The organism is Roseibium sp. FZY0029 (assembly GCF_036350355.1).
Lineage (GTDB): Bacteria > Pseudomonadota > Alphaproteobacteria > Rhizobiales > Stappiaceae > Roseibium.
Window position 1 is genome coordinate 1 of record NZ_JAZDVZ010000013.1, and the last position, 22,726, is coordinate 22,726.

Below are 22,726 nucleotides of genomic sequence, written 5' to 3' on the forward strand. Positions count from 1 at the left end.
TCACACCGTGAACAGAGCTAACTTTTGAATGCGGACAATCAGGGGAGCAGGTCAATACCGATTTCGTCTACCTGGAGTTTCAAATCTCCGCTAGAAGTAAAAATTTCGTCGAATTCATTGTAGTTCATCGTTCGGTTCCGCAATCCTGCAGTTTCTTGTCAAAGAAGTTTCTGGCAGCCGCTGTCGCTGCACGCCATTTGGAGAGTGAGGCTTTGGGAATCGCGATACGTGCCTCCCAATTGTTGGGCAAAACATCGCTAATCTTGCAGTTCTTGACGCTGACATCAGTGGAGCAGGCAATCGAAACAGCTGCATCTACACCGGTTTTTTGTTTAGGCTCGTATCTCTTGCTGCCGTTTGCGCGGAAACACCGACCTTCCCCTTTGTAGAGTTCGACGAGACCAAACTGTGCGTCTCGAATATTGCAGCCCCACCTCAACGAACCATTTTCTTCAATTCTATGATCGCGTTCGTTGGCGCTTTGTTTCCAGAAGTTGACAACAATACCTTGGTCGGAAGGTGCTTCTGCGCCCATATAAGGAACTGGAGCGCGCACAAAGAAGAAAGGCGACGTTTTGCGCAAAAATGGACTGTCATTAGGCCACTCAACCTCACTAGGTTTGAACCTAAGACACCAGTCATCAACTCGGTAGGTATCGTAGCCAAATTTTCGGTCTAAATACACAGCAGCAGTGAATGTGGTTGCCAAGAGAAGCAGTAAAATTCGTCCTGAACGGATGAATCGTAACGCAGGCATGTGTCTATTCCATTGTTTCAAAGCTAATTTTTCAGAAACGCGCTAGATAATTACATTACTCCCAGCTCGTGAGGTCTTCTGACAAGGTTAGCTTGTTTTAGATTTGTATTCTAAATCTTTTAGGCTGCTTGACCTGTGTCCATCATGCACATTTACTTCACGAGCTTTAGCAATATATTCAAACAGAAAGCAACAAAATTTTCACCAAATGGTTGAATAACCTTCATCTGCAACATTTCAGTGTTTGGTCGTAACTTCACGTAAGAGACGATGGTTTCCTACGTCGTGTCTCATCACCTTCATGAAGGGCCTGTCGCAAATTGGTGCTGTCACCTTATTCCTTTGGCAATAATTTGGGGCGTGTCGCAAAGATTTTCGCGTTAACCACGCCTTGAGATTTGGCTGTTGAAAGAGCGCTCCTGAGTTTGGAGTTCCGCGTCATGATTCTGTCTGCCATCGTTGAAAAACTGAAATGCCAGTCGAAGGATGACTTCAAAGGCAGACAGTTCGAGGCATGGCTGATCATCCAGGCGGTCTCCTGGTACTTGCGTTATCCGCTGAGCTTTAGGGACCTGGAGGAAATGTTCCTAGAACGCGGCTTTGAGGTGGACCACAGCACCATCAACCGTTGGGTCCTGGCCTACGCTCCTGTTATGGAAAAACGGTTGCGGCGTTTCCGCAAACCGCATTGTGGCTCGGTCCGTATCGATGAAACCTATGTGCGCATCAAGGGCCGATGGCGCTACCTGTATCGGGCCATCGACAAGCATGGAAATCCGGTCGATTTCCTGCTCACGGCAAAGCGAGATCTGCATGCGGCCAAGCGGTTCTTTCGAAAAATATTGAAGGATGCCCCGCTGCTTTCACCGAGCAAAATCGGCACCGATGGTGCCGCCACTTTTCCTCCGGCTATCGGGGATGCGGTTGACGGCGGCCTGCTTGCTCCGGATCCGGCGCACCATGTGACCAAACATTTGCAACAGGGTATCGAGAGCGATCATTTCAGGGTGAAGAAGAGCATGCCGAAGGTCGGCGGGTTCCGCTCGTTCAACTCAGCCAGAAAATCCATCGCCGGTTTTGAAGCCATGCTGTGGCTCAGGAAGGGCTTCGGCTTGACCGGTCAATGGAGCGTCTGGGAACAGAACGATCTGCTTACGATGATCTTCGGAATTGAAAAAGGAAATGAAGCCTGAAAGGCGCTCCCCAAAACGGGAGAAAGCTGCCCGTCGGCGAAAGTTGCGACAAGCCCATGTCATTGCCATTGCCGCCGTCGAGCTGATCGTTGCCGGCGTCACCACCGAGGATATCATCGCCATCCTGGCCGAGAAGATAGTTGGCATTGGCATCGCCAATAATTGTGTCGCTGTATGCGGAGCCTGAGATGTTTTCGATATTGGTGAGCGTGTCTCCCTCAGCCTCACCGCCCCTTTCAGCAAGGCCATCATTCAAAATTACCGTTACGCCAGATCCTGAGAAGTCGAAATAGGCTGTATCGATACCGCTTCCACCATCGAGTTCATCGCTTCCGGCGCCGCCATCGATCTCGTCATCGTCGTCACCACCTTAAATTTCGTCGTTTCCGGCGTCGTGATTGCCAAGTTGTTGAGGTCGCTCGGCTTTGGTAGATGGCTATGATGTTGCAGAGATCCGATTTTCCGCGCCTTAAGGGCTTCCGTTTTCCCAGGTCGATCATTTCCTACGCGGTTGGGCGTATCATCGGTTTGCGCTGAGTACGGCAGATGTTGAAGATCTGCTTTCAGAGCGGGGTATTTTCGTCAGCCGTGAAACGATCCGCAACTGGGTGAACCGGTTTGGTCGGCATTTCGCGCGCTGTATTCGCCGGGACCGGCCAAAGCCCAACAACAAATGGCACCTTGATGAGATGGTGATTGTCATTGGCGGTTTGAAACACTGGCTCTGGCGGGCAATTGACGGCGATGGCGATGTGCTCGACATCCTGGTTCTATCCCACCGGCATGCAAAGGCAGCCAGGCGTTTCTTTGGCAGGCTGGTCACGCAATTCGTCCAGGCAGTATATCCCTCCTTAAATGGCCATTTTGGAGTGTCCGACGAAGTAAGGATGCCACTGTCAAAACCCATGAGGCTAATGGCAATCTTGAAGGTCGATGCTGACGAAATTCGATCTGCGCAGTTGCCTTGATCGAGAATGGGGGCAGTCGCACCGATTTCCTTCGCCAGGGTGCAGACCATACGCTCCGTTGCCGCCGCCGGTGTCGCCAGCGCGATCAAAGAAGCCGTCATAAAGAGAATTGTTTTCGTCACAAGAACGTCCTTTCTGTACCGGGCACAGATACCGATCAACCTGTGACAATGTCCAAGTCTCTTTCCGACTGTTTTCTCCTCGATTTGGAATACCTGGGTAGAGTAAGGAGCAAACTTGCGGCGGGCGGGGAGCTTCTCACCCAAAGTTTGAATTAGCTGCGCTTGCGGTGAACGGCGGCTTTAGGAAAGGGGTCTCCGGTTCGTCGAACGACTGATCAGGGAATGCGAAGCCGTTGGTTCGCGATCTTCAGAAACGTGGACGAACATCAACCGAATGAGCTTTCTTCGGCTCGGAATGAGATGGCAAAGTTTCTTGCGGTGAAATAGGACAATCCGTGCAGAAATGTCATCAATGACAGCCAGAAGATTGCTTCTTCCGGATGGTTAGAAAATTGGCTGAGCTGATAAGCGATGGTCGCCGCTGAATATGCAACGAACGTTGTCCAGGCCGCAGCAAAGACAGCCCACCCTGCGCCGATTTCACGAGCAATCGCAGAAAGGGTCGCAACGCAGGGGATGTAGAGCAATACGGCCAGCATGTAGGCAAATGCAGCGCTCTGGCTGCCGAAATACCTGGACATTTCGGCAAAGACGGCTGGCTGGACGTTCTGTTCGCCTGCGGCGGCTTCGAAACTGGATATGTCACCGACATCCAGTCCAAGCGGATCAAGCAGGGCATCCGCCAGGCCGAGCAGGGATTCGCCCAGGGCAAGCACCGTGGCTTGTGCGGTTTCCATCGGATTGGGAACCACTTCAGCTGTCGTTTCGCCGGACGCGTAGAGAGCCTGCAGGGTTCCCACGACGGTTTCCTTTGCGAACATGCCGGTGAAAAGACCGACCGCTGCCGGCCAGTTGTCGGCACTGACGCCCATGGGTTCAAGAACGGGCGTAACCTGCCGGGCTGTGAGCGCCAGTATGGAGGTGCCATTGTCCTCATTGCCGAAGCTGCCATCGGGGCCGACGGAATTCAGAAACGACAGAAGCGCAACCACGACCACGATGGTTTTTCCTGCCTCGGCAACAAATTGCCGGATCCGGGCCCAGCAGAGCCGCAGGACCCTGGAAAACGGCGGCATCTGGTAGATCGGCAGCTCGATTGCCAGAGGCCGGGGTCGCTGCAAGGTCAGCCCGGGAGCCAGCATCCAGCCGGTGAATAGCGCTGCCGCGATGCCGATCAGATACAGCGCGAAAACAACATTCTGGCCCCCAACCGGGAAGAAAGCAGCGGCAAACAGCGCATAGACCGGAAGGCGCGCCCCGCAGGACATGAAGGGCGCCATCATCGAGGTCAAAATGCGCTCGGCGCGCGTGTCGAGTGTCCGCGTTGCCAGCACGGCCGGAATTGTGCACCCGAAGCCGAGCACAAGCGGCAGGAAGGCGCGTCCCGACAGTCCCAGACGACGCATCACACGGTCCGCGACCACGGCGGCGCGGGTCATGTATCCGCTTTCCTCCAGAAAGATCTGGCACAGGAACAGGAACCCGACCACCGGCACGAAAGTCCCGACCGTCTGAATGCCGGTACCGATTGCGCCGACGGCAATGTCGAGGACCGTGCCGGACAGCCCCAGCTGATGGAAAACGAGCGCTGGCGTATCGACAAAGGCAGCCTGACCGAGGCCGTCGAACAGATCGATGAAGACGCCGGACACATTGATCGTCAGGAAGAACAGGAGATACATAACGCCAAGAAACAGCACCGGGCCGAACCAAGGCGAAAGGGCGATCCGGTCGAACCTGTCGGACAGAAATCTGCGGCCTGCAGGGGGCGGCATATCTATGCGGCGCGCCAAAAGGGTTGCCTGTGCAAGGGGCGCGTCCGCCAGATACTGGTCGAGCGGCACGCCTTCCACAGGTCCGGTTTCCTCGATCAACCGGTCACGTATTTCAAGAAGGTCTTGTCTCGCGCGCTTTTCCGTCAGCCAGTCCCGTTCCATCAACCGGCGCGATGCAGCAACGGTGTTGGCGTTTTCATATTCGGACCTGCCGTCCAGTACCTGTTGCAACGCCTCCAAGGCGTCGCAGACCTTGCCGGGAAAGGATGTCTGCTGAGGAGAGGAAACGTGCTGCCGGTCTTGCAGGCAACGTGCAAGCTGGTCATGGAGCTGATCGAGCCCTGAAAGGGTTCTGCCGGAAACGGCAACCACTGGAACAATCAATTGTTCGCTCAGAACCCGCGCGGCTGCGTCCACGGCAGCCGACGTCCAGCAGTCGGCCTTCGTCAGAACCGCCACAACCGGCACGCCGTTTCCACGGGCCTGCAGCAACATGGACAATCCGCGATGCGGCGCGGACAGATCCACCGCAACAACCAGGGCATCATGCGCCACGTTGACGAGCGCGTCTCTGGCAACCCTTTCATCTATCCGTTCCGCCTGGGGAGCGGACAGGCTCGAGATTCCCGGCAGGTCAACGAATTCTACGGTCAGACCCTTGATGACAGCCGTTCCGCTCTTTCGATCGACGGTCACGCCGGGCCAGTTGCCGATCGTTTGCCGGGCGCCGGTGAGCATGTTGAACAGCGTGGACTTGCCCGAATTGGCAGGGCCGAGCAGGAACACCCGGTACTGCGCCGGCGCACAGGGCAGAAGATCCCGCCGAACGCAACCGGGTGCGGCACAACTGGAACAGCCCATCAGACGTCCCTCCTCCGGAAAACGTGTTCTTGTCCCTGTTTCTTCTGGCGATTGCTGTCGCAACCGCAGCCACAGTCACAAGGAGAGAGATGGACCGACAAGGCCAGATCCACGCCGATGGCGGCGCGAATGTTACCACAGGCCACGATGCGCGGCCGCAAACCGTAGCCGCGAAGAAGATTGATGACCGTGTCAGGTGCAAGCCCGGCCGCAAGAAGTTCCATGCGCGAGTGGCGTGTCTCGCCCAGGCAGACAACGTGATACGCCTTGCCCGGTACAGCATGCGCAAGCGTCAGAACATCCGCGCCATCGGCTGTCGGCGGCGGCGTTATCTGTCCACTTTCGGTTTGAAGGATTGGTTCAGACATTAGCGAAGCCCTTCTTGTTCCGAATAAGGGCGTAGCACCGGGAGAACCCGACCCAATTGACCATAGTCAAGTCTGACAGGGGGCCCGGTCGCGGCGAAAGATCACAGATCGACCGGCAAAGGGCTGCCGGAGATCCAATTTCAGGCTGGTTCACCAGTCCATCGCCGCAGGCTGTCTCCTGGATCGATCCCCGCCGTTGCGAGCGTGCGGGCAGCAATCTGCCGGGTCATTTCCTCTATCGTTGAAAGGCCCAGATAAAACGGAGGCACCGGCGGTGCGACGATCGCACCCATGCGGGTAACCTTGAGCATTGCCTCCAGATGCCCTTCGTGGAGCGGGGCTTCACGAGCCAGCAGGACAAGCTGCCTGCGTTCCTTCAAAGTGACATCTGCAGCGCGCGCCAGCAGTCCCTCCCCCGTGCCGTAGGCGATGGCAGCGAGGCTGCGCATGGAACAGGGTGCGACGATCATGGCATCCATCTGAAAGGATCCGCTGGATATGGGTGCGGCGACATCCGAAGCGGCATATTCCTGCGTCGCGAGATCGTGGATTTCCCGGCGGGCCACATCGCCCAACTCAAGCTGTATCGTCCGTTCCGCCGCAGCGCTCACTGTGGTGAAGGTGTCGAGCCTGAGTGCCTTGCACAACCGCAGAATTTCAAGTGCAATTGCCGCACCCGATGCCCCTGAAATGCCGATTACAAGTCGTTTGCGCCGGCTCATGGGTACTCCTCGGCCGCTGGTGTCCGGCACAGCTGCTCGAAGAGGCTGTCAGCTCGCGTTTCCATCTCTGCCGGCATCGTCAGTTTCTCCGCAAACATCCTTGTCGTCTCTGCGCCAGTCTTGATTGTCGCATCAATGCCGAGCTTGCCGCCCAGTCCCTCGCGCGGGCTGGCAAAGTCCAGTTGATCGACCGGTGTTCCGGTCAGGACGAGCAGGTCGCGCTCCGGGTCGGACCGTGTCGCGACGGCCCACATGACATCGTCCCAGTTCCGGATGTCGATGTCCTGATCGACAACGATCACATATTTGGTCATCGAGAACTGCGGCAAGAGCGACCAGAAGCCCATCATCGCCCTCCGTGCCTGACCGGGATAGGTCTTGGCGATCCGAAGGACCGCCACTCTGTAGGAGCAGGTCGCAGGGGGCAGATGGACATCGACAATTTCCGGAATGGCCTGTTGCAGCAGCGGGCGGAAGAGACCCGTCATGGCCTCGCCGATAACAGAGGGTTCGTCGGGTGCCCTGCCTGTGAAGGTCGACGGATAGACGCAGTCCCGGCGCATCTTCATGGCCGTCAGGCGGAACACAGGATAATCGGCGGCTTCGTTGTAGTACCCCGTGTGATCGCCGAAAGGTCCTTCCAGCGCCGTCTCTCCCGGCTGGACTTCCCCTTCTAGGACAATCTCGGAACTCGCCGGGACATGAAGCTCGATCGTATCGCAGGGAGCAAGCTTTGATGGCGTGCCGTTGAAGATGCCGGCCAGCGCCAGTTCACTCACGTTTGCCGGAGCCGGGATAACAGACGCCAGCAAGGTTGCCGGATCACAGCCGATTACCACGGCAACAGGCATTACCTCGCCTGACTGCTGCCACTGGCGGTAATGTTGGGCACCGCCGCGAAACGGCAGCCAGCGCAGGATTGCCCTGTCCTTGTCCAGCACCTGGATCCGGTAGATGCCGAGATTGTAGCTCCTGGGGTCGTCCCTGCCGGGGCTACGGGTGACGACCATTCCCCAGGTGATCAGTGGTCCCGCATCGCCCGGCCAGCAGGTCTGGACCGGAAGCTGCGAGAGATCCGGCTCAACCCGGTGAAGATCTTTGGGAACGCCAGTCATCTTCGGCCTTGAGTTAAGCCCTGCCTTTGCCATCGGGATCAGGGTTCCAGCCTCCCGCCAGGAAGCTGGCGGTTGTGGACTGCGCAAGCTGGCCAGAAACTGTCCGAGGTCGGGCAGGTTTTCGGGGTGAAAACCCAGTCCGTTCGCAACGCGCTTCGAGGTGCCGAAGAGATTGATCAGAAGGGGTGCGGCAAAACCGCCCCGGTCTGCCCGGACTGGATTGGAAACGAGGACCGCGGGACCGGCACTCCCGATCACCTTCTGATGCAACGCGGTCGCTTCAAGATGAACATCCACGGGGGTGCTCAGGGTCTTCAGATCGTCTTGACGACCCAGAAAATCCAGGAATTTCCGCAAGTTGGGAAAGGGAGGCAGGTCGCGACCGGTCTTTTGCATCGTGATTCCAGCAAGACATGCGCGTGTGGCAACACGCTGCTCAGAGTGTCCGGCGATATCGGCAGAACGACCGATGCCTGCCTTGATAATTGTCAAGTTGGCAAGGGGCGATGCCGGTCTAGGCTCCGCTCACAGAAAGTGAGATCCGGATGCAAACACACCCCTCTTCGGAAAGCCTGCCACCACTCGTTTCCTCCCTTGTTTCGCCCCTGCCGAAACCTCCAATGGAAGCGCTGTTGTCGACCCTCACGAAACGCCTCGTCGCACGTCGGCCGGATCTGATCCGCAGGCTCGGCGACGTAGTCCAGGTGCCGATCGCGATCGTTCCGGACGATTTGCCCCACGCCTTTCTTCTGTCACTGGACCCCGACAACTCCAGGGTCCGGATCTGTGACAAGAGCCGGATCGGCGATGCCAGGGCGATCGTGCGCGCTCCCTTTCTGGTGCTGCTGGGACTGCTGGACGGCACCTATGATGGCGACGCCCTGTTTTTCAGCCGTGATCTTCGTATCGAAGGCAGGACAGAACACGTGTTGGCGCTGCGCAACACGCTGGAAGAGGCAGATCTCACCCCGGGCGAATTCTTCGGCCTGAGCGGACAATCGGCCGACTGGGTGAACACCATCAGCGACAAGCTGCTGGGCCAGGTTCGTGCCTTTGCGCAAAAATCCGCCCAGGCTGACTGTTCCCGGCAGAAACTCTCATGAAATCACCTGAAGCAAAGGCGATGGAACTGGTTTGCCCGGCAGGAACCCCTGCCGCGTTACGCGCGGCCGCGGAAGCTGGGGCCGACGCGATCTATTGCGGTCTTGCAAACGAGACCAACGCGCGCAACTTTCCCGGGCTGAACTTCTCGCCGGAAGAGCTGGCGGAAGGCGTTGCCTTTGCCCACCGCAAGGGGTCCAGGGTGCTGGTCGCGATCAACACGTTTGCCCGGGCCGGAGATGTCGGTCTGTGGCGAGAGGCTGTTGATACCGCTGCGCAATGCAGGGCCGACGCCGTCATTGCCGCTGATCTAGCCGTTCTCGATCATGCGGCAAGCAACCATCCTGAACTGAGGCTTCATCTGTCCGTGCAGGCGGCCGCCAACACGCCCGAGGCGATCCGGTTCTATGCGGACACTTTCGGGGTGAAGCGCGTCGTCCTGCCAAGGGTGCTGTCGGTGCCTGAAATCGCGAGCCTGAACAAGGAAATCGACGTTGAAACCGAGGTCTTCGTTTTCGGCGGGCTCTGCGTGATGACAGAGGGCAGATGTTCGCTTTCCTCCTACGCCACGGGCAAGTCGCCGAACCTGACCGGCGTGTGTTCGCCGCCGGAACAAGTCGACTACACCGAAGACGCCGACGGCAAACTTCAGGCCCGGCTCGGCGGGTTCACAATCGACAGTTTCGAACAAGGCCAGGCAGCCGGTTATCCGACGCTCTGCAAGGGCCAGTTCACCGCGGAAGGCAAGACCGGCTACCTGTTCGAGGACCCGGTTTCCCTCAATGCCTTCGAGCTTCTCGGAGACCTTTCCAAGGCAGGTGTCACCGCACTGAAAATCGAAGGTCGCCAACGCGGCAAGGCCTATATCGCGGGCGTCGTCGGCGCTTTCCGGAAGGCTGTCGACAGTCTTTCAGACGGTGGCGACCCCGGCCCGGCCATCGGCGCCTTGAAAGCCTTTTCGGAAGGCGGTCGTCAGACCGCAGGCTCCTACAAGAAAACATGGCGATAGATGATGCCGGACCATCCGAAAATTGAACTTGCGCTCGGGCCCTGTTTCTTCAACTGGTCTGCAGAGCGGCTTGTCGACTTCTACCGCGGTATCGCCGAGGAAGCGGACATCGACCGCGTGTATCTGGGTGAAGTCGTGTGCGGCAAGCGCATGCCGTTCACCGATGCTATCTGGCCGGACATCATGGAGATGCTGACCAAGGCCGGTAAACAGGTGGTCCTGTCGGGGCTTGCGCAACCCGTCAACAAGCGGGAACGGGAGATCCTGCGCCAGCAGGCCGGTTATGACATGCTGATCGAGATCAACGATCTGTCGATGGTCCCGGGCCGTGCTGGCCAGGAATTCACGGCAGGCCCGTTTCTGAATATCTACAACGAAGCCAGCCTCAGACTGCTTGCCGACAGAGGAGCCACGGCCTGGTGTCCTCCGGTCGAACTGCCTCTTGTTTCGATCCAGAAAATCGCCGCGCTCGTGCCAGAGGTGGACATTGAACTCTTTGCGTTCGGCAGGCTTCCACTCGCACTCTCCTCCCGTTGTTATCATGCAAGGGCACATGGGCTGCGCAAGGATGCCTGTCAGTTTGTCTGTGATCGCGACCCAGACGGAATGAACATCGCCACACTGGACGATCGCAGGTTCCTGGCGGCAAACGGAATTCAGACTCTGTCGGATGCCGTTCATGTTGCGGGCGTAACCAGCGGACAATTGCAGGCAACGGGTATCCGCCGGCTACGACTGTCTCCTCATTCGCTGGACATGGTGAAGGTCGCCGGCACATTCAGGCGTTTTCTGGATGGCGAGCTGACATGTGAAGACTTGAATGCAGAGCTCGCAGGCCAAGGCCTGCCCGGCCCTGTCTGCAACGCCTATCTCGCAGGAGATGCAGGATGGAAGACAGCGACACTCCCGGCCTGAGACCGGGCACCGAAGCGCGAAGCGAACCATTTCCGGATGTCATCGAGCAGATCCACCGTGAACTGCAACGCCTGGACATGCCCTGTACGTGCAAGGAACAACTGGACCGGACGATCGTCGCCATAGAAACCTGGAGAACCCTCAAGCTGCAGAGGGACCTGACCGGCAATATCGAGGCCGAGTATGCGCAGATGGCTGCCGGTATATCCTTCCTGAGCGATCTGGCGCTCCTCAGTCGCAAGCCGCTGACACCGCAGGAGATGGTCGATCATGCCGAAAGCCTCAAGTTTCTGGCAGATATGGCGGATCGGTGTGCCCGGCGGCTGACGGAACTGGCCAGAATTTCCGGCAAGACCTGAAGACTGCTGCCTTACGGCATCAGCGTTGCCACGGGATCGACACCTGCAAACAAGGGGTGCGCAACAGCCAGGACAATGTAGAGCACAAGCCCTGCCGTTGCCCTGAAAAGGATTGCTTGCCAGTTGACCGGAGCCACGCTGGACGAACGCTTCATGTCGGCGAGCAGGCAATTCCAGGTATTGCCCATTTCCCTTTGTTTGCGCCGATCGATCAGTTTCATGCCTGCCAGAGAGAAAACCGCGAACGTTCCGAACAGGAAAACGTGCGCCAGATCTCCGTTCGGAACAACATGCGCTACCGACCACAGAAACGCAGCCACCAGGATCGGGTGACGCATCAGGCCAACGATGCCTGGACGCTCGGGATCGAACCGATTGGTGTGCCGACCGCCGAAGGAGAACGGGTTTGGTGCACCGATCCCGAAGGCGAGGATCAGACAGACGGGCAGCATCATCAATACGGGTACATAGGTCTGCCAGGTCTCCCAGGGCCAAAGCGCAACGTATGGCGCATCACGGGCTGCCACAATCAGCCACCATAGGATCACCAGCGAAAGCAGCGAATAGCAGAGTGAAAACCCGCGCGGTGAGAGGAAGGCGACCAGAAGGGGACGAAGCGGTGGCCTGACCAGAACCATGTGGGACGCGAAGAAGACCAGGAAGGCCGCGATAAAATTGAGCCAGTTGAGGCTGTGCATGGACGGGGCGCTCTCTTCATGAACACGTTTCCGGAACCTCGCAGCTCCGTCTATATACATGACTCTTATAGTCATGAATCCAATCCGACTTGACGATGGTCAAGACACTTGCAGACCTGTCTTGGGATCATGAGCCAAGGGCCCTTCGGCCTGTTTCATCTTCAGCTGCATTTGCCGGTCTGCCGGCAGAAACACCCTGAAAGGCAAGCTCATGATGGCAACTCATCGTTTTGGGGCATTGGGCAGCCCTACCCGGATCCCGACAGTGTTGACCGCCGGGTTCAGGTTCTTTTTCCTGTCCGCCGGCATTTTTTCGGTTTTCGCCATGCTTGCCTGGACCGTCTGGCTCGGCGTGCATGCCACCGGAGGCACCTTTGTCTCCACACCCATGTCCATGGCCCCGCATCTCTGGCACGCGCATGAAATGGTTTACGGTTACACGGCAGCCGTGATTGCGGGGTTCTTCGTGACCGCGGTACCCAACTGGACCGGAACGAAGGAAGCCGGTTCGCTGTTTGTCATCGTCAGCGGCACGGTCTGGCTCGCGGGCCGTCTTGCCATATGGTTTTCCGCCAGCATCGACCCGGTTATCGTTGCAGTGGTTGACCTTGCTTTCGTCCCCGTCCTCTCCACCGCCGTGCTGGGGCGCCTTGCCCGCAAATCCCAGGCCCGTAACATGGTGTTCCTTGGGCTACTGACCGTACTTCTCACCGGCAATCTGATGATGCATCTGGAGTGGATCGGCTGGACGGACGACAGCGCTCAGGCTGGCGTTCGAATGGGGATTTTCACCAGCACGGCCATGATCGCGATCATCGGTGGACGGGTCGTGCCGGCTTTCACGCGCAACGCCCTCCTGCGGGCAGGGCATGAAGGCGATCTGCCCCTGTCGCGTGTCTGGCTGGACCGGGCAGGCATCCTGTTCGTGCTGTTGTCCACCCTCGCCTGCCTGCCATTTGTGCCCGAAACACTGCTTGGCGGCCTGTGCCTTGCTGCCGGGCTGGTAACCCTGCTGCGTCTTGCCGGTTGGCAAGGCTGGGCGGCGCGAAGGGAACCGATCCTCTGGATCCTGCATGCCGCCTATCTGCTGCTTGGGTCCGGGTACCTGGTTTACGGTGTGACTTTACTGACCGGCGAATACTCCGAAACGGCTGCCCTGCATCTGCTTGCAGCCGGAGCAATCGGCAGCATGACACTTGCAATGATGACGCGCGCCTCGCTCGGTCACGCGGGTTTGCCGTTGAAGGTGTCGAGGCCGATCGTGCTTGCCTATGTGCTTCTGATCGCCGCCGCGCTGGTTCGAAGTTTCGGGCTCAGCGCCCTCGACTATTTCGAAACCATGCTGCTGTCGGGCAGTCTGTGGATCGTGGCCTTCGCTTTGTATGTCGGGGTCTATTTCCCGATTCTGACAACACCTCGAATACGAAAATAACAATATTTATCAAGGCGCTCGCCACAGGTGAGCGCCTGTTTTTCATCTCCCGAAGAATCAATTTCGACACGCTTGACTATCGTCAAGAAGTTCCAGGCCACGAAGGCCGACAACTAGCCCCAAGAGAAAACACACGACTTCTTGGAGCGCGTCTCGTGGGTCATCCCCGTCACATTTTTCTGTTCGCCTTTCTGAGCATCGCTGTCGCCCTGGGTCTGGCGGGTATCGCACCGGTCAAGGCAGATGAAGCGCTGGTCCAGCATTACCTCGACAAGGTAGCGCCGGGCGAACTCGTGCCGGGGGCCGAAACTTTCGGCCCGTTGAAGAACGATGTTCCGGTCGTGCCTGCCCTGAAAGGTAAAGACACGCTCGGCTGGGTTTACCTGACTTCGGATTTCGTCTCCACAACGGGCTATTCCGGCAAACCGATTCACACACTGGTCGGGGTCGACAAGGACGCCGTCATCACGGGTGTCCGACTGGTCAAACACTCCGAACCGATTGTCCTGATCGGAATTCCGGACAAGAAAATCCGTGCGGTCACGGAAGGCTATGCAGGTCTCGACCTGAAGGCGGAAGCTGCCAGTGGTGGCTCGGCACACGATCTCGACATCATTTCCGGCGCGACCGTGACTATCATGGTCATCGACGATTCCATCATCCGTTCGGGCCTGAAGGTTGCACGGACCCTGGGTCTGGGTGGTCTTGCTTCCGAAGTTGCGGAGAGTGGCCCGCAAAGGGAAGTCGATACCGGCAAGAAAGACATCAGTGACTGGATGACGTTGACCGGTGATGGCTCGGTACGGCGCCTCTCTCTCGATGTTGCGCAGATCAACGAATCCTTTGTGAGCCAGGGCGACAAACGTGCGGTCGACAGGCCTGAAAAAGGCCCGGAAACCGACACGTTCATCGACCTCTATCTCGCTCTTGCAGATGTACCTTCAATCGGCCTGTCGCTGTTGGGCGAAGCGGAATATGCCAACCTGATGGCACGGCTGAACGACGGCGACCACGCCATACTGGTTGCCGGCCGGGGACGCTATTCCTTCAAGGGGTCGGGTTATGTTCGGGGCGGGATCTTCGACCGGATCCAGCTCATCCAGGACGATATCTCGGTTCGGTTCCATGATCGCCAGCACAACCGCGTCGGCACCATCGCCGCAGACGGTGCCCCAGCCTTTTCGGAAATGGACCTCTTCATCATTTCGGCGGGCTCAGGCTTCGATCCTGCCAAGGAATTCCGGCTGCAGCTGCTCGTGCAGCGCCCGGTCGGGCCGATCGAAAAGGTGTTCCTGACGTTCGACCTCGGCTACCGGCTGCCCGACAGCTATTTGAAGACCGCTGCGCCAGCCGCAGCGCCTGCCGCAGCTTCGGGTCAATCCAGCGGAGCCCTCGCGGAAAAGGACACAGGCGTCCAGGCACTATGGAAACGGATCTGGAATGACCGCAAGACGGACGTTCTGATCCTTGGCGCTGCCATCGCCGTGCTCACGCTGGTGTTCTTCTTCCAGATGCAGGTGACCCGTAACGAGCGTTTCACCTTCTGGTTCCGCATCGGCTTCCTCACCTTCACGCTGGTCTGGCTCGGCTGGATGGAAAATGCACAGCTGTCGGTAGTCAACGTGCTGGCCTTCTTCTCGGCACTGACAAGCGACTTCAGCTGGGATGCCTTCCTGATGGATCCGCTGGTGTTCCTGCTGTGGTTCTCCGTGGCCGCCGCCCTGCTGTTCTGGGGACGCGGTGCCTATTGCGGCTGGCTGTGCCCCTTCGGCGCCCTGCAGGAGCTGACAAATCGTATCGCCAAGCTGTGCCGCATCCCGCAGATCGAAGTGCCCTGGGGTCTGCATGAGCGCCTGTGGCCGGTGAAATACATCATCTTCCTGGGTCTGTTCGGACTGTCGCTCTACTCACTCGATATTGCCGAACACTATGCCGAGGTCGAACCGTTCAAGACGGCCATCATCCTGAAGTTCCAACGCGCCTGGCCCTTCGTCCTGTTCGTGGTCGCCCTGCTGGCAGCCGGCCTGTTCATCGAGCGGTTCTACTGCCGGTATCTGTGCCCGCTCGGCGCAGCACTCGCGATCCCGGCACGTCTGCGGATGTTCGACTGGCTGAAGCGGTATCGTGAATGCGGCAACCCCTGCAACCGTTGCGCCAAGGAATGCATGGTCCAGGCCATCCATCCGGAAGGCAACATCAATCCAAACGAGTGCCTGAACTGCCTGCACTGCCAGGTTCTGTATCAGCACGACCAGAAATGTCCTGTTTGCATCAAGAAGCTCGCGAAAAGACGGCGGTTCGAGGTGCAGACCGGTCTCGTCAAGCCGGACACGAAAGCCAAGGCGGAAACGCCAGTGCCGGCCAAGTAACCTTCAAAAGGCAACCCAAGGAGATCAGCCATGAAGGACAATAACGAACAGCGCGGTGTATCCCGCCGGGATCTGTTGGGCGGATCTGCCAAGACCGCCATCGTCGCCGGAATGGGCGCGGTTGCCCTGAGCAGTGCAGACCTTGCATATGCGCAGGGAGACGGCCAGAAGTTCGAACTCGCACCGGGTGAACTCGACGAATACTACGGCTTCTGGTCTTCAGGCCAGAGCGGCGAATTGCGCATTCTCGGGTTCCCGTCCATGCGCGAGCTGATGCGCGTTCCGGTCTTCAACCGCTGCTCGGCAACCGGCTGGGGTCAGACCAACGAATCCCTCAAGATCCTGACGGAAGGTCTGTTGCCGGAAACCAAGGCGTATCTCGCGGCTCAGGGCAAGGTCACCTATGACAACGGCGATCTGCACCATCCGCACATGTCCTTCACCGACGGCACCTATGACGGGCGCTACATCTTCGCCAACGACAAGGCGAATACGCGTGTGGCCCGCATCGATTGCACCACGATGAAGTGCGACAAGATCATCGAAATCCCGAATGCGCACGACATCCACGGCATGCGGCCGCAAAAGTATCCGCGCACGGGTTACATCTTCGCGAACGGCGAGCATGAAGCTCCGCTGGTCAACGACGGCAAGATCCTGGACGATCCGTCTCAGTATTCCTGCCTGTTCACCGCCATCGACGGCGACGAGATGAAGGTCGCCTGGCAGGTGATCGTGTCGGGCAACCTCGACAACTGTGACGCCGACTATCAGGGCAAATACGCCTTTTCGACCAGCTACAACTCGGAAATGGGCATGAACCTTGCCGAAATGACCGAGAGCGAACTGGACCATTGCGTCGTCTTCAACATCAAGGCGATCGAGGAAGCCGTCGCTGCGGGCAACTACCGGGAACTCAACGGTGTGCCGATCGTCGACGGCCGGAAAGAAGCCAATTCCCAGTTCACCCGCTATATCCCGGTTCCGAACAGCCCGCACGGCTGCAACGCGGCACCGGACAAGAAGCACATCGTCATCAATGGCAAGCTGTCGCCCACCTGCACGGTGATCGACGTGACCAAGGTCGACGCGCTCTTCTCTGACAATGCCGATCCACGCTCGGCTGTTGTCGCCGAACCTCAGCTCGGCCTTGGCCCGCTCCACACGGCTTTCGACGGCAAGGGCAACGCATTCACGACCCTGTTCCTCGACAGCCAGATCGTGAAATGGAACGTCGACAAGGCCATCCGCGCCTATGCGGGCGAAGAAGTCGATCCGATCATCTCGAAGGTCGATGTGCATTATCAGCCGGGCCACAACTCCACGTCCATGGGTGAAACCGCGGAAGCGGACGGCAAATGGCTGATCTCGATGAACAAGTTCTCCAAGGACCGGTTCCTGAACGTCGGTCCGCTGAAACCGGAGAACGAACAGCTCATCGACATTTCCACCGACGACATGAAGGTCGTTCACGACGGTCCCACCTTCGCCGAACCTCATGACAGCATCATCGTGCATGCGTCGAAGCTGAATCCGGCAACTGTCTGGGATCGCAACCATCCCTGGTTTGACGATGCCAAGAAACAGGCAGCCGCCGACGGTGTCGAGCTGGAATATGCCGCGGACGTCATCCGCGACGGCAACAAGGTGCGTGTCTACATGCACTCGGTCGCGCCGACATTCAGCCTCGAGAAGTTCACGGTAAAGCAGGGCGACGAAGTGACCATCTACGTCACCAACATCGATGATATCGATGACCTGACCCATGGCTTCTGCCTGTCCAACTATGGCATCGCCATGGAAGTTGGTCCGCAGGCGACCGCGTCGGTCACCTTTGTTGCCGAACGCCCGGGCGTCCATTGGTACTATTGCCAGTGGTTCTGCCATGCGCTGCACATGGAAATGCGCGGCCGGATGTTCGTGGAGCCGAGGAACGCCTGAGCCATGCACCGCGCTCTTTTCAGATTACTGGCACTTTCCACCGCTGGTGTCGCAAGCCTGGCTGTCTGCGGGCCGCTTCAGGCAGAGGAATGGCAGGTGCCGGCCGAAAAGGGCGCCTTGCAGCAGGTTCTTGAAAAAGCGCAGGCCGGGGATGTTCTCCGGCTTGCGCCCGGCAACCATGAGGGCCCCGTGGTTCTCGACAAACCTTTGACCCTGAGTGGAGCGGGCAAGGCAGGTATTGCCGGAAATGGCACCGGCAGCGTCGTCACCATCAACGCACCAGACAGTGTCGTGGAAGGGCTGGAACTGACCGGCTCAGGCCTCTCGCAGGAAACGCTGGATGCAGGCGTCAAGCTGTCCAAGACCGCACATCGCGCCATTGTGCGTGACAACCGGATCCTCGACAACCTGACAGGTGTCGATGTTCATGGTGCGCGCAACGCAACTGTATCGAACAATCTCATCGAAGGCCGCCAGGACCTGCGCATGAACGAGCGCGGCAACGGCATCTATGTCTGGAACGCGCCCGGTCTTTTGGCCGAATACAACACAATCCGGTTCGGCCGCGACGGTATTTTCGTCAATACCAGCCCCAAGGATACTTTTCGCAACAACCGCTTCGAGGACCTGCGTTTTGCCGTCCACTACATGCACGGCAACAACGGTACCATCGAGAACAACTTTTCCAAGGGCAATGACATCGGCTACGCGCTGATGTTTTCCGACCGGCTGAAGGTGCGCAACAACGTATCGATCGGCGACCGCAATCACGGCCTCATGCTGAACTACGCCAATCACGCCGAGATCTCCGGCAACCAGGTCAAAGGCGGCGGTGAAAAATGTCTGTTCATGTACAATGCCAACAAGAACACAGTGACAGACAACAGCTTCGAAGGCTGCCCCATAGGCGTTCACTTCACGGCGGGATCCGCGAACAACGCCTTCGAGGGCAATGCTTTTATCGGCAACAAGACGCAGGTGAAATATGTCGGCAGCCGTCAACTCGACTGGAGCACGGACGGACGCGGAAATTATTGGAGCGATCACCCCGCCTTCGACATGAACGGCGACGGCATTGCCGACACCGCCTACCGGCCCAACGACATGGTCGACCAGGTCCTCTGGACCCAACCTTCCGCCAAGCTTCTGGTCGGCAGTCCGGCTGTTCAGCTGCTGCGGTGGACCCAATCTCAATTTCCGGCGCTGCTGCCAGGCGGCATCGTCGACAACGCTCCACTGATGTATCCGCCGGTGCGGGCGACACCGAATTCGGGAGTTCAAGGATGACCGAAACGTCCCTTTCTGCACCGACCCTCCGCGTGGACGGCGTCTGCAAGACCTTTTCCGGGCACAAGGCCGTCGATGACGTGTCTTTTTCGCTGAACGCAGGTGAACGGGTTGCCATGCTCGGGCACAACGGCGCCGGCAAGACCACACTGTTCAAGATCGTGCTCGGGTTTCTGAAGCGCGACCATGGAGACGTCGCCGTCATGGGAGCTGCCCCCGGCAGTCACGATGCCCGTGTCGGCACGGCCTATCTGCCGGAATCGGTCGCCTTTCCCGCCTCGCTCACCGGCAAGGAAGTACTGACCTTCTACGCGAGACTGAAAGGCGAAAGCCCGGCCAGGGCCTTGCCGCTGCTCGAAAGGGTTGGCTTGGCGGAGGCTGCAAAACGGCGGGTCGGCACGTATTCCAAGGGCATGCGTCAACGCCTTGGTCTCGCCCAGGCTCTTGTCGGGAGACCTCGGCTGATCCTGCTGGATGAGCCCACCACCGGACTTGACCCCATTTCCCGGCAGACGGTCTATGAACTGATTGGTGAAATCGCTGATCAGGGAACGACGGTGCTGTTGTCGTCTCACGCCCTCACCGAGCTGGAGGCCCGGACAGACCGGATCCTGATCCTGTCGAAAGGCCGGCTCGTTGCCGACGATGTGTTGAGCCGCCTGCGTGCCCAGGCAGGGTTGCCGATCAGGCTGAAGGTCTGGACCAGGCCCGAAGACCTTGCTCATGTCTCCGAAAGCCTCGGCGGAGGGCAGATGAACGGACGTTCGGTCGAGTTCAACTGCAACGCGGACGACAAGGTCAAAGCCCTTTCGGCAATCAGCGCACTCGGCAACCTGGTTGAGGATGTCGATGTGCACGCGCCAAGCCTCGACGACGTCTACCGGTATTTTTCCAGCACTGCTGGCAAGGAGGCCTGAACCATGTTCTCCAGAATCCTCACCGTAGCAGGACAAGAAATCCGAATTGGTATCCGCAACAGGTGGATCCTGCTTGCAGCGATGATCCTCGCCGTGTTCTCGCTGGCGCTCGCCCTGCTCGGCTCGGCACCAGCCGGAACGCTCGGCGTCGACCGCCTGACCATTACCGTTGCCTCTCTGGCCAGTCTGTCGGTCTATCTCGTGCCGCTCATCGCCCTGCTGCTCGCATTCGATGCCATCTGCGGCGAGATCGAGCGTGGCACACTGCTGATGACGCTGTCCTGCCCGATCTCCCGTGTCGAATTTCTGATCGGCAAGGCCGTCGGCCACACGCTGGTTCTGGCGTTCGCACTGGTTGTCGGCTACGGCCTGACCGCCGGACTGCTTGTGGCAGCGGGCTTCGGCTCCCTCTCGGGCCTTGCGGATTTTGCGCGTCTGATCGCAACCTCGATCCTGCTCGGCGTCTGCTTTCTCGCCACGGGCTACGTTCTGAGTTCACTGACACGCCAGTCGCGCACTGCGGCGGCGGCTTCAGTTGCCGTGTGGCTAATGTTGGTCGTCCTGTATGACCTTGCGCTGCTTGGCGCGCTGGTCGCAAACCCAAGCGGTGTCTTTGCGTCCGACGTTTTCCCCTACGCCATCCTGCTCAACCCGGCCGACGCCTTCCGCCTGTTCAACCTGGCCGCCCTCGGCGCAAGCGATCTGGTGGGCGGCATGGCCGGGGTGGCAGACACGCTGCCCTTCGACCCCTTGCTCGCCCTTGGCTCCCTGGCCGCATTTGCCGGCCTGGCCATGGCCGGCTCCGCTCTTCTGATAAAAAGGATTGCGCCATGAAACGCGCGCTCATTTCGATATTCATGCTCGGGGTCCTGGCTGCCTGCCAGGAAGAGGTTCAGATTGCCAAACCCGATGCCGTGCATCTGACACCGGAGGCGGCTGGTCACTACTGCCAGATGACCGTTCTGGAACATGACGGCCCCAAGGCGCAGATCCATCTGGCAGGAAATCCCAATCCGCTCTGGTTCACACAGGTCCGCGATGCGGTTGCCTTCCTGCGTTCTCCCGAAGAGCCGAAGGATATTGCTGCCGTTTATGTCAATGACATGGAGCAGGCAGAAAGCTGGACCCAGCCGGGTACCGACAACTGGATCGATCTGGATGGGGCCTGGTTTGTCATCGGCAGCGACGTGGCAGGCGGCATGGGAGCCCCGGAAGCAATTCCCTTTGGTACGCAGGCCGGAGCGGACGCCTTCGCACGGGACAACAAGGGCCGCGTCGTCCGCGCTGAAGACATCCCGACCGACTACGTTCTGGGAGCCGTCGATGTATCCGCCGCCACCTCGGTCCCCATGTCTGCAAAACACGGGGCTGCGCAATGACACATGCAACCATCAATCAACCACCCATGAACCGCAGGCGTTTCCTGCGGATCTGCGCCGCCGGTGTTACTGGCCTTGCATTGCCCGCAGGCGGAGCAATGGCAGGTGCACAGGCCCAATTGTACCGCTGGCGCGGCATTGCGCTCGGGGCTGGGGCCGAGATCGATATCCTGCATGAAAGCGCAAGCGAAGCGAAACGCCTGTTCAGCAAGGTGGAAGCGGAAATCCGCAGGCTGGAAGCGATCTTCAGTCTCTACCAACCGGACAGCGAGCTGGTCCGGCTGAATGCCAACGGACGGCTTTCGGCACCTTCTCTGGAAATGGTCGATCTGCTCGGCCTGTGCGACAGGCTTCATGCCGCGACTGAAGGAGCCTTCGACCCGACCATTCAACCTTTGTGGACTTATTACGCCAGGCAGGCGTCCGGCGACATCGGAGAGGATCTTGCGGCCGCCCGAAGTCGCACAGGCTTCAGACACGTCGTTTATGGACCGGGCGAGATCCGCTTTGCGCAAAAAGGCATGTCCATGTCCTTCAACGGCATTGCCCAAGGCTACATCACGGACAGAGTGACGGCCCTGCTAGCCGCGAAGGGATGCACGAACATGGTGGTCGATCTCGGTGAGATCGTCACCAGAGGTGGGCCGGATGATGAACCTGCGCTTGACGCAGGCGCTCACCGTGGCTGGCCAGTGACCTTGCAGCCAGTGGCCGAAAGCGCAGAGGCGAAGACCAGGATCAGATTGACGAACGCCGCAGTCGCCAGTTCCGCGCGGCTCGGAACAACGTTCGATCAGGCTGGCCGGCGCTCCCACATCATCGATCCGCGAACCGGCCTGCCGGTTGCGGGTGCAGTAGAAGGCGCCAGCGTCATAGCTCCGGCCGCAGCTCTTGCCGATGGCCTGTCCACGGCCGCATTGGTGCTTGAAGAGAGCCGCCTTGGCAGAGCCCTTACCGACTTTCCGGCAACCAGCGCCTTCGTGGTGCGCCGCGATGGTTCGACAGGGTGGCTGAGGGCTTGAGGAAAGCGTCTGTCAGCGGATTACGGCGCGCAGGGCGGTCGAGGTAACGATCGCCCAGAAGCCCGTTCTGAAGATCAATGCCACGAGAGTGCGCGTTTCATGAGGCCCGCCCTGGGACACATACACAAGGAATGCACATAGGACGATCGCGGTCCCGATCAGAATCGCGATGGCCATCCAGCGAGCCCACCCTCTGGCGAACCAGAGCCCGATGCCAGTCATTACATATGCAAAGCCCGCCAGAAAATTGAACCACAGGACAAACGAGACGACGTTGCCAGCCAGTCTGGATAGCTGATCGCCACCAAAGAGAACCGTTCCACCGCTCACGACTGTCATGACACCGAAAACAGCGGCGGCGGCACCAGCCATGCGCAGGCCAGTTCCTCGACGCAGATCCCTTTGTATCAACATGG

The 22,726-nt window shown here is 58.9% G+C and carries 21 protein-coding genes and 2 pseudogenes; 14 read left to right on the forward strand and 9 right to left on the reverse strand.

The window, feature by feature from the left end; genetic code table 11:
* Window positions 1-124: 124 nt before the first annotated feature.
* Window positions 125-757: a hypothetical protein gene (locus tag V1T76_RS27340; RefSeq protein WP_330563846.1), complete on the reverse strand. Its 633-nt coding sequence runs from the start codon at window positions 755-757 to the stop codon at window positions 125-127.
* 440 nt (window positions 758-1,197) lie between these two features.
* Between V1T76_RS27340 and V1T76_RS27345 the strand changes: the two genes are divergently transcribed.
* Window positions 1,198-1,950: an IS6 family transposase gene (locus V1T76_RS27345; RefSeq protein WP_330563907.1), complete on the forward strand. Its 753-nt coding sequence runs from the start codon at window positions 1,198-1,200 to the stop codon at window positions 1,948-1,950.
* On the opposite strand, the gene V1T76_RS27350 is transcribed toward V1T76_RS27345, so the two are convergent.
* Window positions 1,910-2,206, reverse strand: coding sequence for a hypothetical protein (locus V1T76_RS27350; protein WP_330563848.1), 297 nt, complete (start codon window positions 2,204-2,206; stop codon window positions 1,910-1,912). The genes V1T76_RS27345 and V1T76_RS27350 overlap by 41 nt on opposite strands.
* A 185-nt stretch (window positions 2,207-2,391) precedes the next feature.
* On the opposite strand from V1T76_RS27350, the pseudogene V1T76_RS27355 reads away from it, so the two are divergent.
* Window positions 2,392-2,786: pseudogene (locus V1T76_RS27355) on the forward strand (IS6 family transposase); the annotation flags it as partial.
* A gap of 50 nt (window positions 2,787-2,836) precedes the next feature.
* Here V1T76_RS27355 and V1T76_RS27360 read toward each other — a convergent pair.
* From V1T76_RS27360 to V1T76_RS27380, 5 genes and pseudogenes are all read right to left on the reverse strand, one after another.
* A pseudogene (locus V1T76_RS27360) lies at window positions 2,837-3,019 on the reverse strand (class D beta-lactamase); the annotation flags it as partial.
* Between the two features lie 287 nt (window positions 3,020-3,306).
* Complete coding sequence (gene feoB, locus V1T76_RS27365) at window positions 3,307-5,676, reverse strand: ferrous iron transport protein B (protein ID WP_330563849.1); 2,370 nt, start codon at window positions 5,674-5,676, stop codon at window positions 3,307-3,309.
* A complete protein-coding gene (locus V1T76_RS27370) occupies window positions 5,676-6,044 on the reverse strand; it encodes a FeoA domain-containing protein (RefSeq protein ID WP_330563850.1) in 369 nt (122 codons plus the stop codon). The genes feoB and V1T76_RS27370 overlap by 1 nt, the downstream gene beginning before the upstream one ends.
* A gap of 140 nt (window positions 6,045-6,184) precedes the next feature.
* Complete coding sequence (locus V1T76_RS27375; RefSeq protein WP_330563851.1) at window positions 6,185-6,766, reverse strand: UbiX family flavin prenyltransferase; 582 nt, start codon at window positions 6,764-6,766, stop codon at window positions 6,185-6,187.
* Window positions 6,763-8,277 (reverse strand): UbiD family decarboxylase, encoded by a 1,515-nt coding sequence (locus V1T76_RS27380; protein ID WP_330563852.1) that lies wholly within the window; start codon window positions 8,275-8,277, stop codon window positions 6,763-6,765. Before V1T76_RS27380 ends, V1T76_RS27375 begins: the two co-directional genes overlap by 4 nt.
* Before the next feature lie 149 nt (window positions 8,278-8,426).
* On the opposite strand from V1T76_RS27380, the gene ubiT reads away from it, so the two are divergent.
* From ubiT to V1T76_RS27400, 4 genes are read left to right on the forward strand one after another with little or no spacing between them, the layout of a single operon-like run.
* Window positions 8,427-8,984 carry a ubiquinone anaerobic biosynthesis accessory factor UbiT gene (gene ubiT / locus V1T76_RS27385; RefSeq protein ID WP_075281785.1) on the forward strand — a complete coding sequence of 186 codons (558 nt, stop codon included), beginning with the start codon at window positions 8,427-8,429 and terminating at the stop codon, window positions 8,982-8,984.
* Window positions 8,985-9,004: 20 nt separating this feature from the next.
* Complete coding sequence (gene ubiU, locus V1T76_RS27390; RefSeq protein ID WP_442970194.1) at window positions 9,005-9,991, forward strand: ubiquinone anaerobic biosynthesis protein UbiU; 987 nt, start codon at window positions 9,005-9,007, stop codon at window positions 9,989-9,991.
* Window positions 9,992-10,906 carry a ubiquinone anaerobic biosynthesis protein UbiV gene (ubiV, locus tag V1T76_RS27395; RefSeq protein WP_330563854.1) on the forward strand — a complete coding sequence of 305 codons (915 nt, stop codon included), beginning with the start codon at window positions 9,992-9,994 and terminating at the stop codon, window positions 10,904-10,906.
* The gene (locus V1T76_RS27400; protein ID WP_330563855.1) at window positions 10,879-11,265 is read left to right on the forward strand and encodes a hypothetical protein; all 387 of its coding nucleotides are present in this window, start codon (window positions 10,879-10,881) and stop codon (window positions 11,263-11,265) included. Before ubiV ends, V1T76_RS27400 begins: the two co-directional genes overlap by 28 nt.
* Window positions 11,266-11,276: 11 nt before the next feature.
* Here V1T76_RS27400 and V1T76_RS27405 read toward each other — a convergent pair whose 3' ends face one another.
* Complete coding sequence (locus tag V1T76_RS27405) at window positions 11,277-12,038, reverse strand: NnrU family protein (RefSeq protein WP_330563856.1); 762 nt, start codon at window positions 12,036-12,038, stop codon at window positions 11,277-11,279.
* A 190-nt stretch (window positions 12,039-12,228) separates the two neighbouring features.
* On the opposite strand from V1T76_RS27405, the gene V1T76_RS27410 reads away from it, so the two are divergent.
* The 8 genes from V1T76_RS27410 to V1T76_RS27445 all read left to right on the forward strand — a co-directional run bounded on the left by V1T76_RS27410 (window position 12,229) and on the right by V1T76_RS27445 (window position 22,310).
* A complete protein-coding gene (locus V1T76_RS27410) occupies window positions 12,229-13,395 on the forward strand; it encodes an NnrS family protein (RefSeq protein WP_330563857.1) in 1,167 nt (388 codons plus the stop codon).
* 155 nt (window positions 13,396-13,550) lie between these two features.
* Window positions 13,551-15,764: a 4Fe-4S binding protein gene (locus V1T76_RS27415; RefSeq protein WP_330563858.1), complete on the forward strand. Its 2,214-nt coding sequence runs from the start codon at window positions 13,551-13,553 to the stop codon at window positions 15,762-15,764.
* A 30-nt stretch (window positions 15,765-15,794) separates the two neighbouring features.
* Window positions 15,795-17,705 carry a TAT-dependent nitrous-oxide reductase gene (nosZ, locus tag V1T76_RS27420; RefSeq protein ID WP_330563859.1) on the forward strand — a complete coding sequence of 637 codons (1,911 nt, stop codon included), beginning with the start codon at window positions 15,795-15,797 and terminating at the stop codon, window positions 17,703-17,705.
* Window positions 17,706-17,708: 3 nt separating this feature from the next.
* Entirely contained in the window at window positions 17,709-18,992 is a 1,284-nt protein-coding gene (locus tag V1T76_RS27425; RefSeq protein ID WP_330563860.1) for a nitrous oxide reductase family maturation protein NosD, read from the forward strand.
* On the forward strand, window positions 18,989-19,909 hold the full coding sequence (locus V1T76_RS27430; RefSeq protein WP_330563861.1) for an ABC transporter ATP-binding protein: 921 nt from the start codon (window positions 18,989-18,991) through the stop codon (window positions 19,907-19,909). Before V1T76_RS27425 ends, V1T76_RS27430 begins: the two co-directional genes overlap by 4 nt.
* Before the next feature lie 3 nt (window positions 19,910-19,912).
* A complete protein-coding gene (locus V1T76_RS27435; protein ID WP_075281792.1) occupies window positions 19,913-20,743 on the forward strand; it encodes an ABC transporter permease in 831 nt (276 codons plus the stop codon).
* A complete protein-coding gene (locus V1T76_RS27440; RefSeq protein WP_168687703.1) occupies window positions 20,740-21,288 on the forward strand; it encodes a nitrous oxide reductase accessory protein NosL in 549 nt (182 codons plus the stop codon). Before V1T76_RS27435 ends, V1T76_RS27440 begins: the two co-directional genes overlap by 4 nt.
* The gene (locus V1T76_RS27445; RefSeq protein WP_330563862.1) at window positions 21,285-22,310 is read left to right on the forward strand and encodes an FAD:protein FMN transferase; all 1,026 of its coding nucleotides are present in this window, start codon (window positions 21,285-21,287) and stop codon (window positions 22,308-22,310) included. The genes V1T76_RS27440 and V1T76_RS27445 overlap by 4 nt, the downstream gene beginning before the upstream one ends.
* A 12-nt stretch (window positions 22,311-22,322) precedes the next feature.
* Here the strand turns inward: V1T76_RS27445 and V1T76_RS27450 are convergent, their stop codons facing one another.
* Window positions 22,323-22,724, reverse strand: a complete 402-nt coding sequence (locus tag V1T76_RS27450) for a hypothetical protein (protein ID WP_330563863.1) — start codon at window positions 22,722-22,724, stop codon at window positions 22,323-22,325.
* Window positions 22,725-22,726 lie beyond the last annotated feature (2 nt).

Bases quoted from the DNA above. Each gene is read 5' to 3' on its own strand.
- V1T76_RS27340 (WP_330563846.1), bottom strand. From the start codon at position 757: ATGCCTGCGTTACGATTCATCCGTTCAGGACGAATTTTACTGCTTCTC.
- V1T76_RS27345 (WP_330563907.1), top strand. From the start codon at position 1,198: ATGATTCTGTCTGCCATCGTTGAAAAACTGAAATGCCAGTCGAAGGAT.
- feoB (WP_330563849.1), bottom strand. From the start codon at position 5,676: ATGGGCTGTTCCAGTTGTGCCGCACCCGGTTGCGTTCGGCGGGATCTT.
- V1T76_RS27370 (WP_330563850.1), bottom strand. From the start codon at position 6,044: ATGTCTGAACCAATCCTTCAAACCGAAAGTGGACAGATAACGCCGCCG.
- V1T76_RS27375 (WP_330563851.1), bottom strand. From the start codon at position 6,766: ATGAGCCGGCGCAAACGACTTGTAATCGGCATTTCAGGGGCATCGGGT.
- V1T76_RS27380 (WP_330563852.1), bottom strand. From the start codon at position 8,277: ATGCAAAAGACCGGTCGCGACCTGCCTCCCTTTCCCAACTTGCGGAAA.
- ubiT (WP_075281785.1), top strand. From the start codon at position 8,427: ATGCAAACACACCCCTCTTCGGAAAGCCTGCCACCACTCGTTTCCTCC.
- ubiU (WP_442970194.1), top strand. From the start codon at position 9,005: ATGGAACTGGTTTGCCCGGCAGGAACCCCTGCCGCGTTACGCGCGGCC.
- ubiV (WP_330563854.1), top strand. From the start codon at position 9,992: ATGATGCCGGACCATCCGAAAATTGAACTTGCGCTCGGGCCCTGTTTC.
- V1T76_RS27400 (WP_330563855.1), top strand. From the start codon at position 10,879: ATGGAAGACAGCGACACTCCCGGCCTGAGACCGGGCACCGAAGCGCGA.
- V1T76_RS27405 (WP_330563856.1), bottom strand. From the start codon at position 12,038: ATGACTATAAGAGTCATGTATATAGACGGAGCTGCGAGGTTCCGGAAA.
- nosZ (WP_330563859.1), top strand. From the start codon at position 15,795: ATGAAGGACAATAACGAACAGCGCGGTGTATCCCGCCGGGATCTGTTG.
- V1T76_RS27425 (WP_330563860.1), top strand. From the start codon at position 17,709: ATGCACCGCGCTCTTTTCAGATTACTGGCACTTTCCACCGCTGGTGTC.
- V1T76_RS27430 (WP_330563861.1), top strand. From the start codon at position 18,989: ATGACCGAAACGTCCCTTTCTGCACCGACCCTCCGCGTGGACGGCGTC.
- V1T76_RS27435 (WP_075281792.1), top strand. From the start codon at position 19,913: ATGTTCTCCAGAATCCTCACCGTAGCAGGACAAGAAATCCGAATTGGT.
- V1T76_RS27440 (WP_168687703.1), top strand. From the start codon at position 20,740: ATGAAACGCGCGCTCATTTCGATATTCATGCTCGGGGTCCTGGCTGCC.
- V1T76_RS27445 (WP_330563862.1), top strand. From the start codon at position 21,285: ATGACACATGCAACCATCAATCAACCACCCATGAACCGCAGGCGTTTC.
- V1T76_RS27450 (WP_330563863.1), bottom strand. From the start codon at position 22,724: ATGTTGATACAAAGGGATCTGCGTCGAGGAACTGGCCTGCGCATGGCT.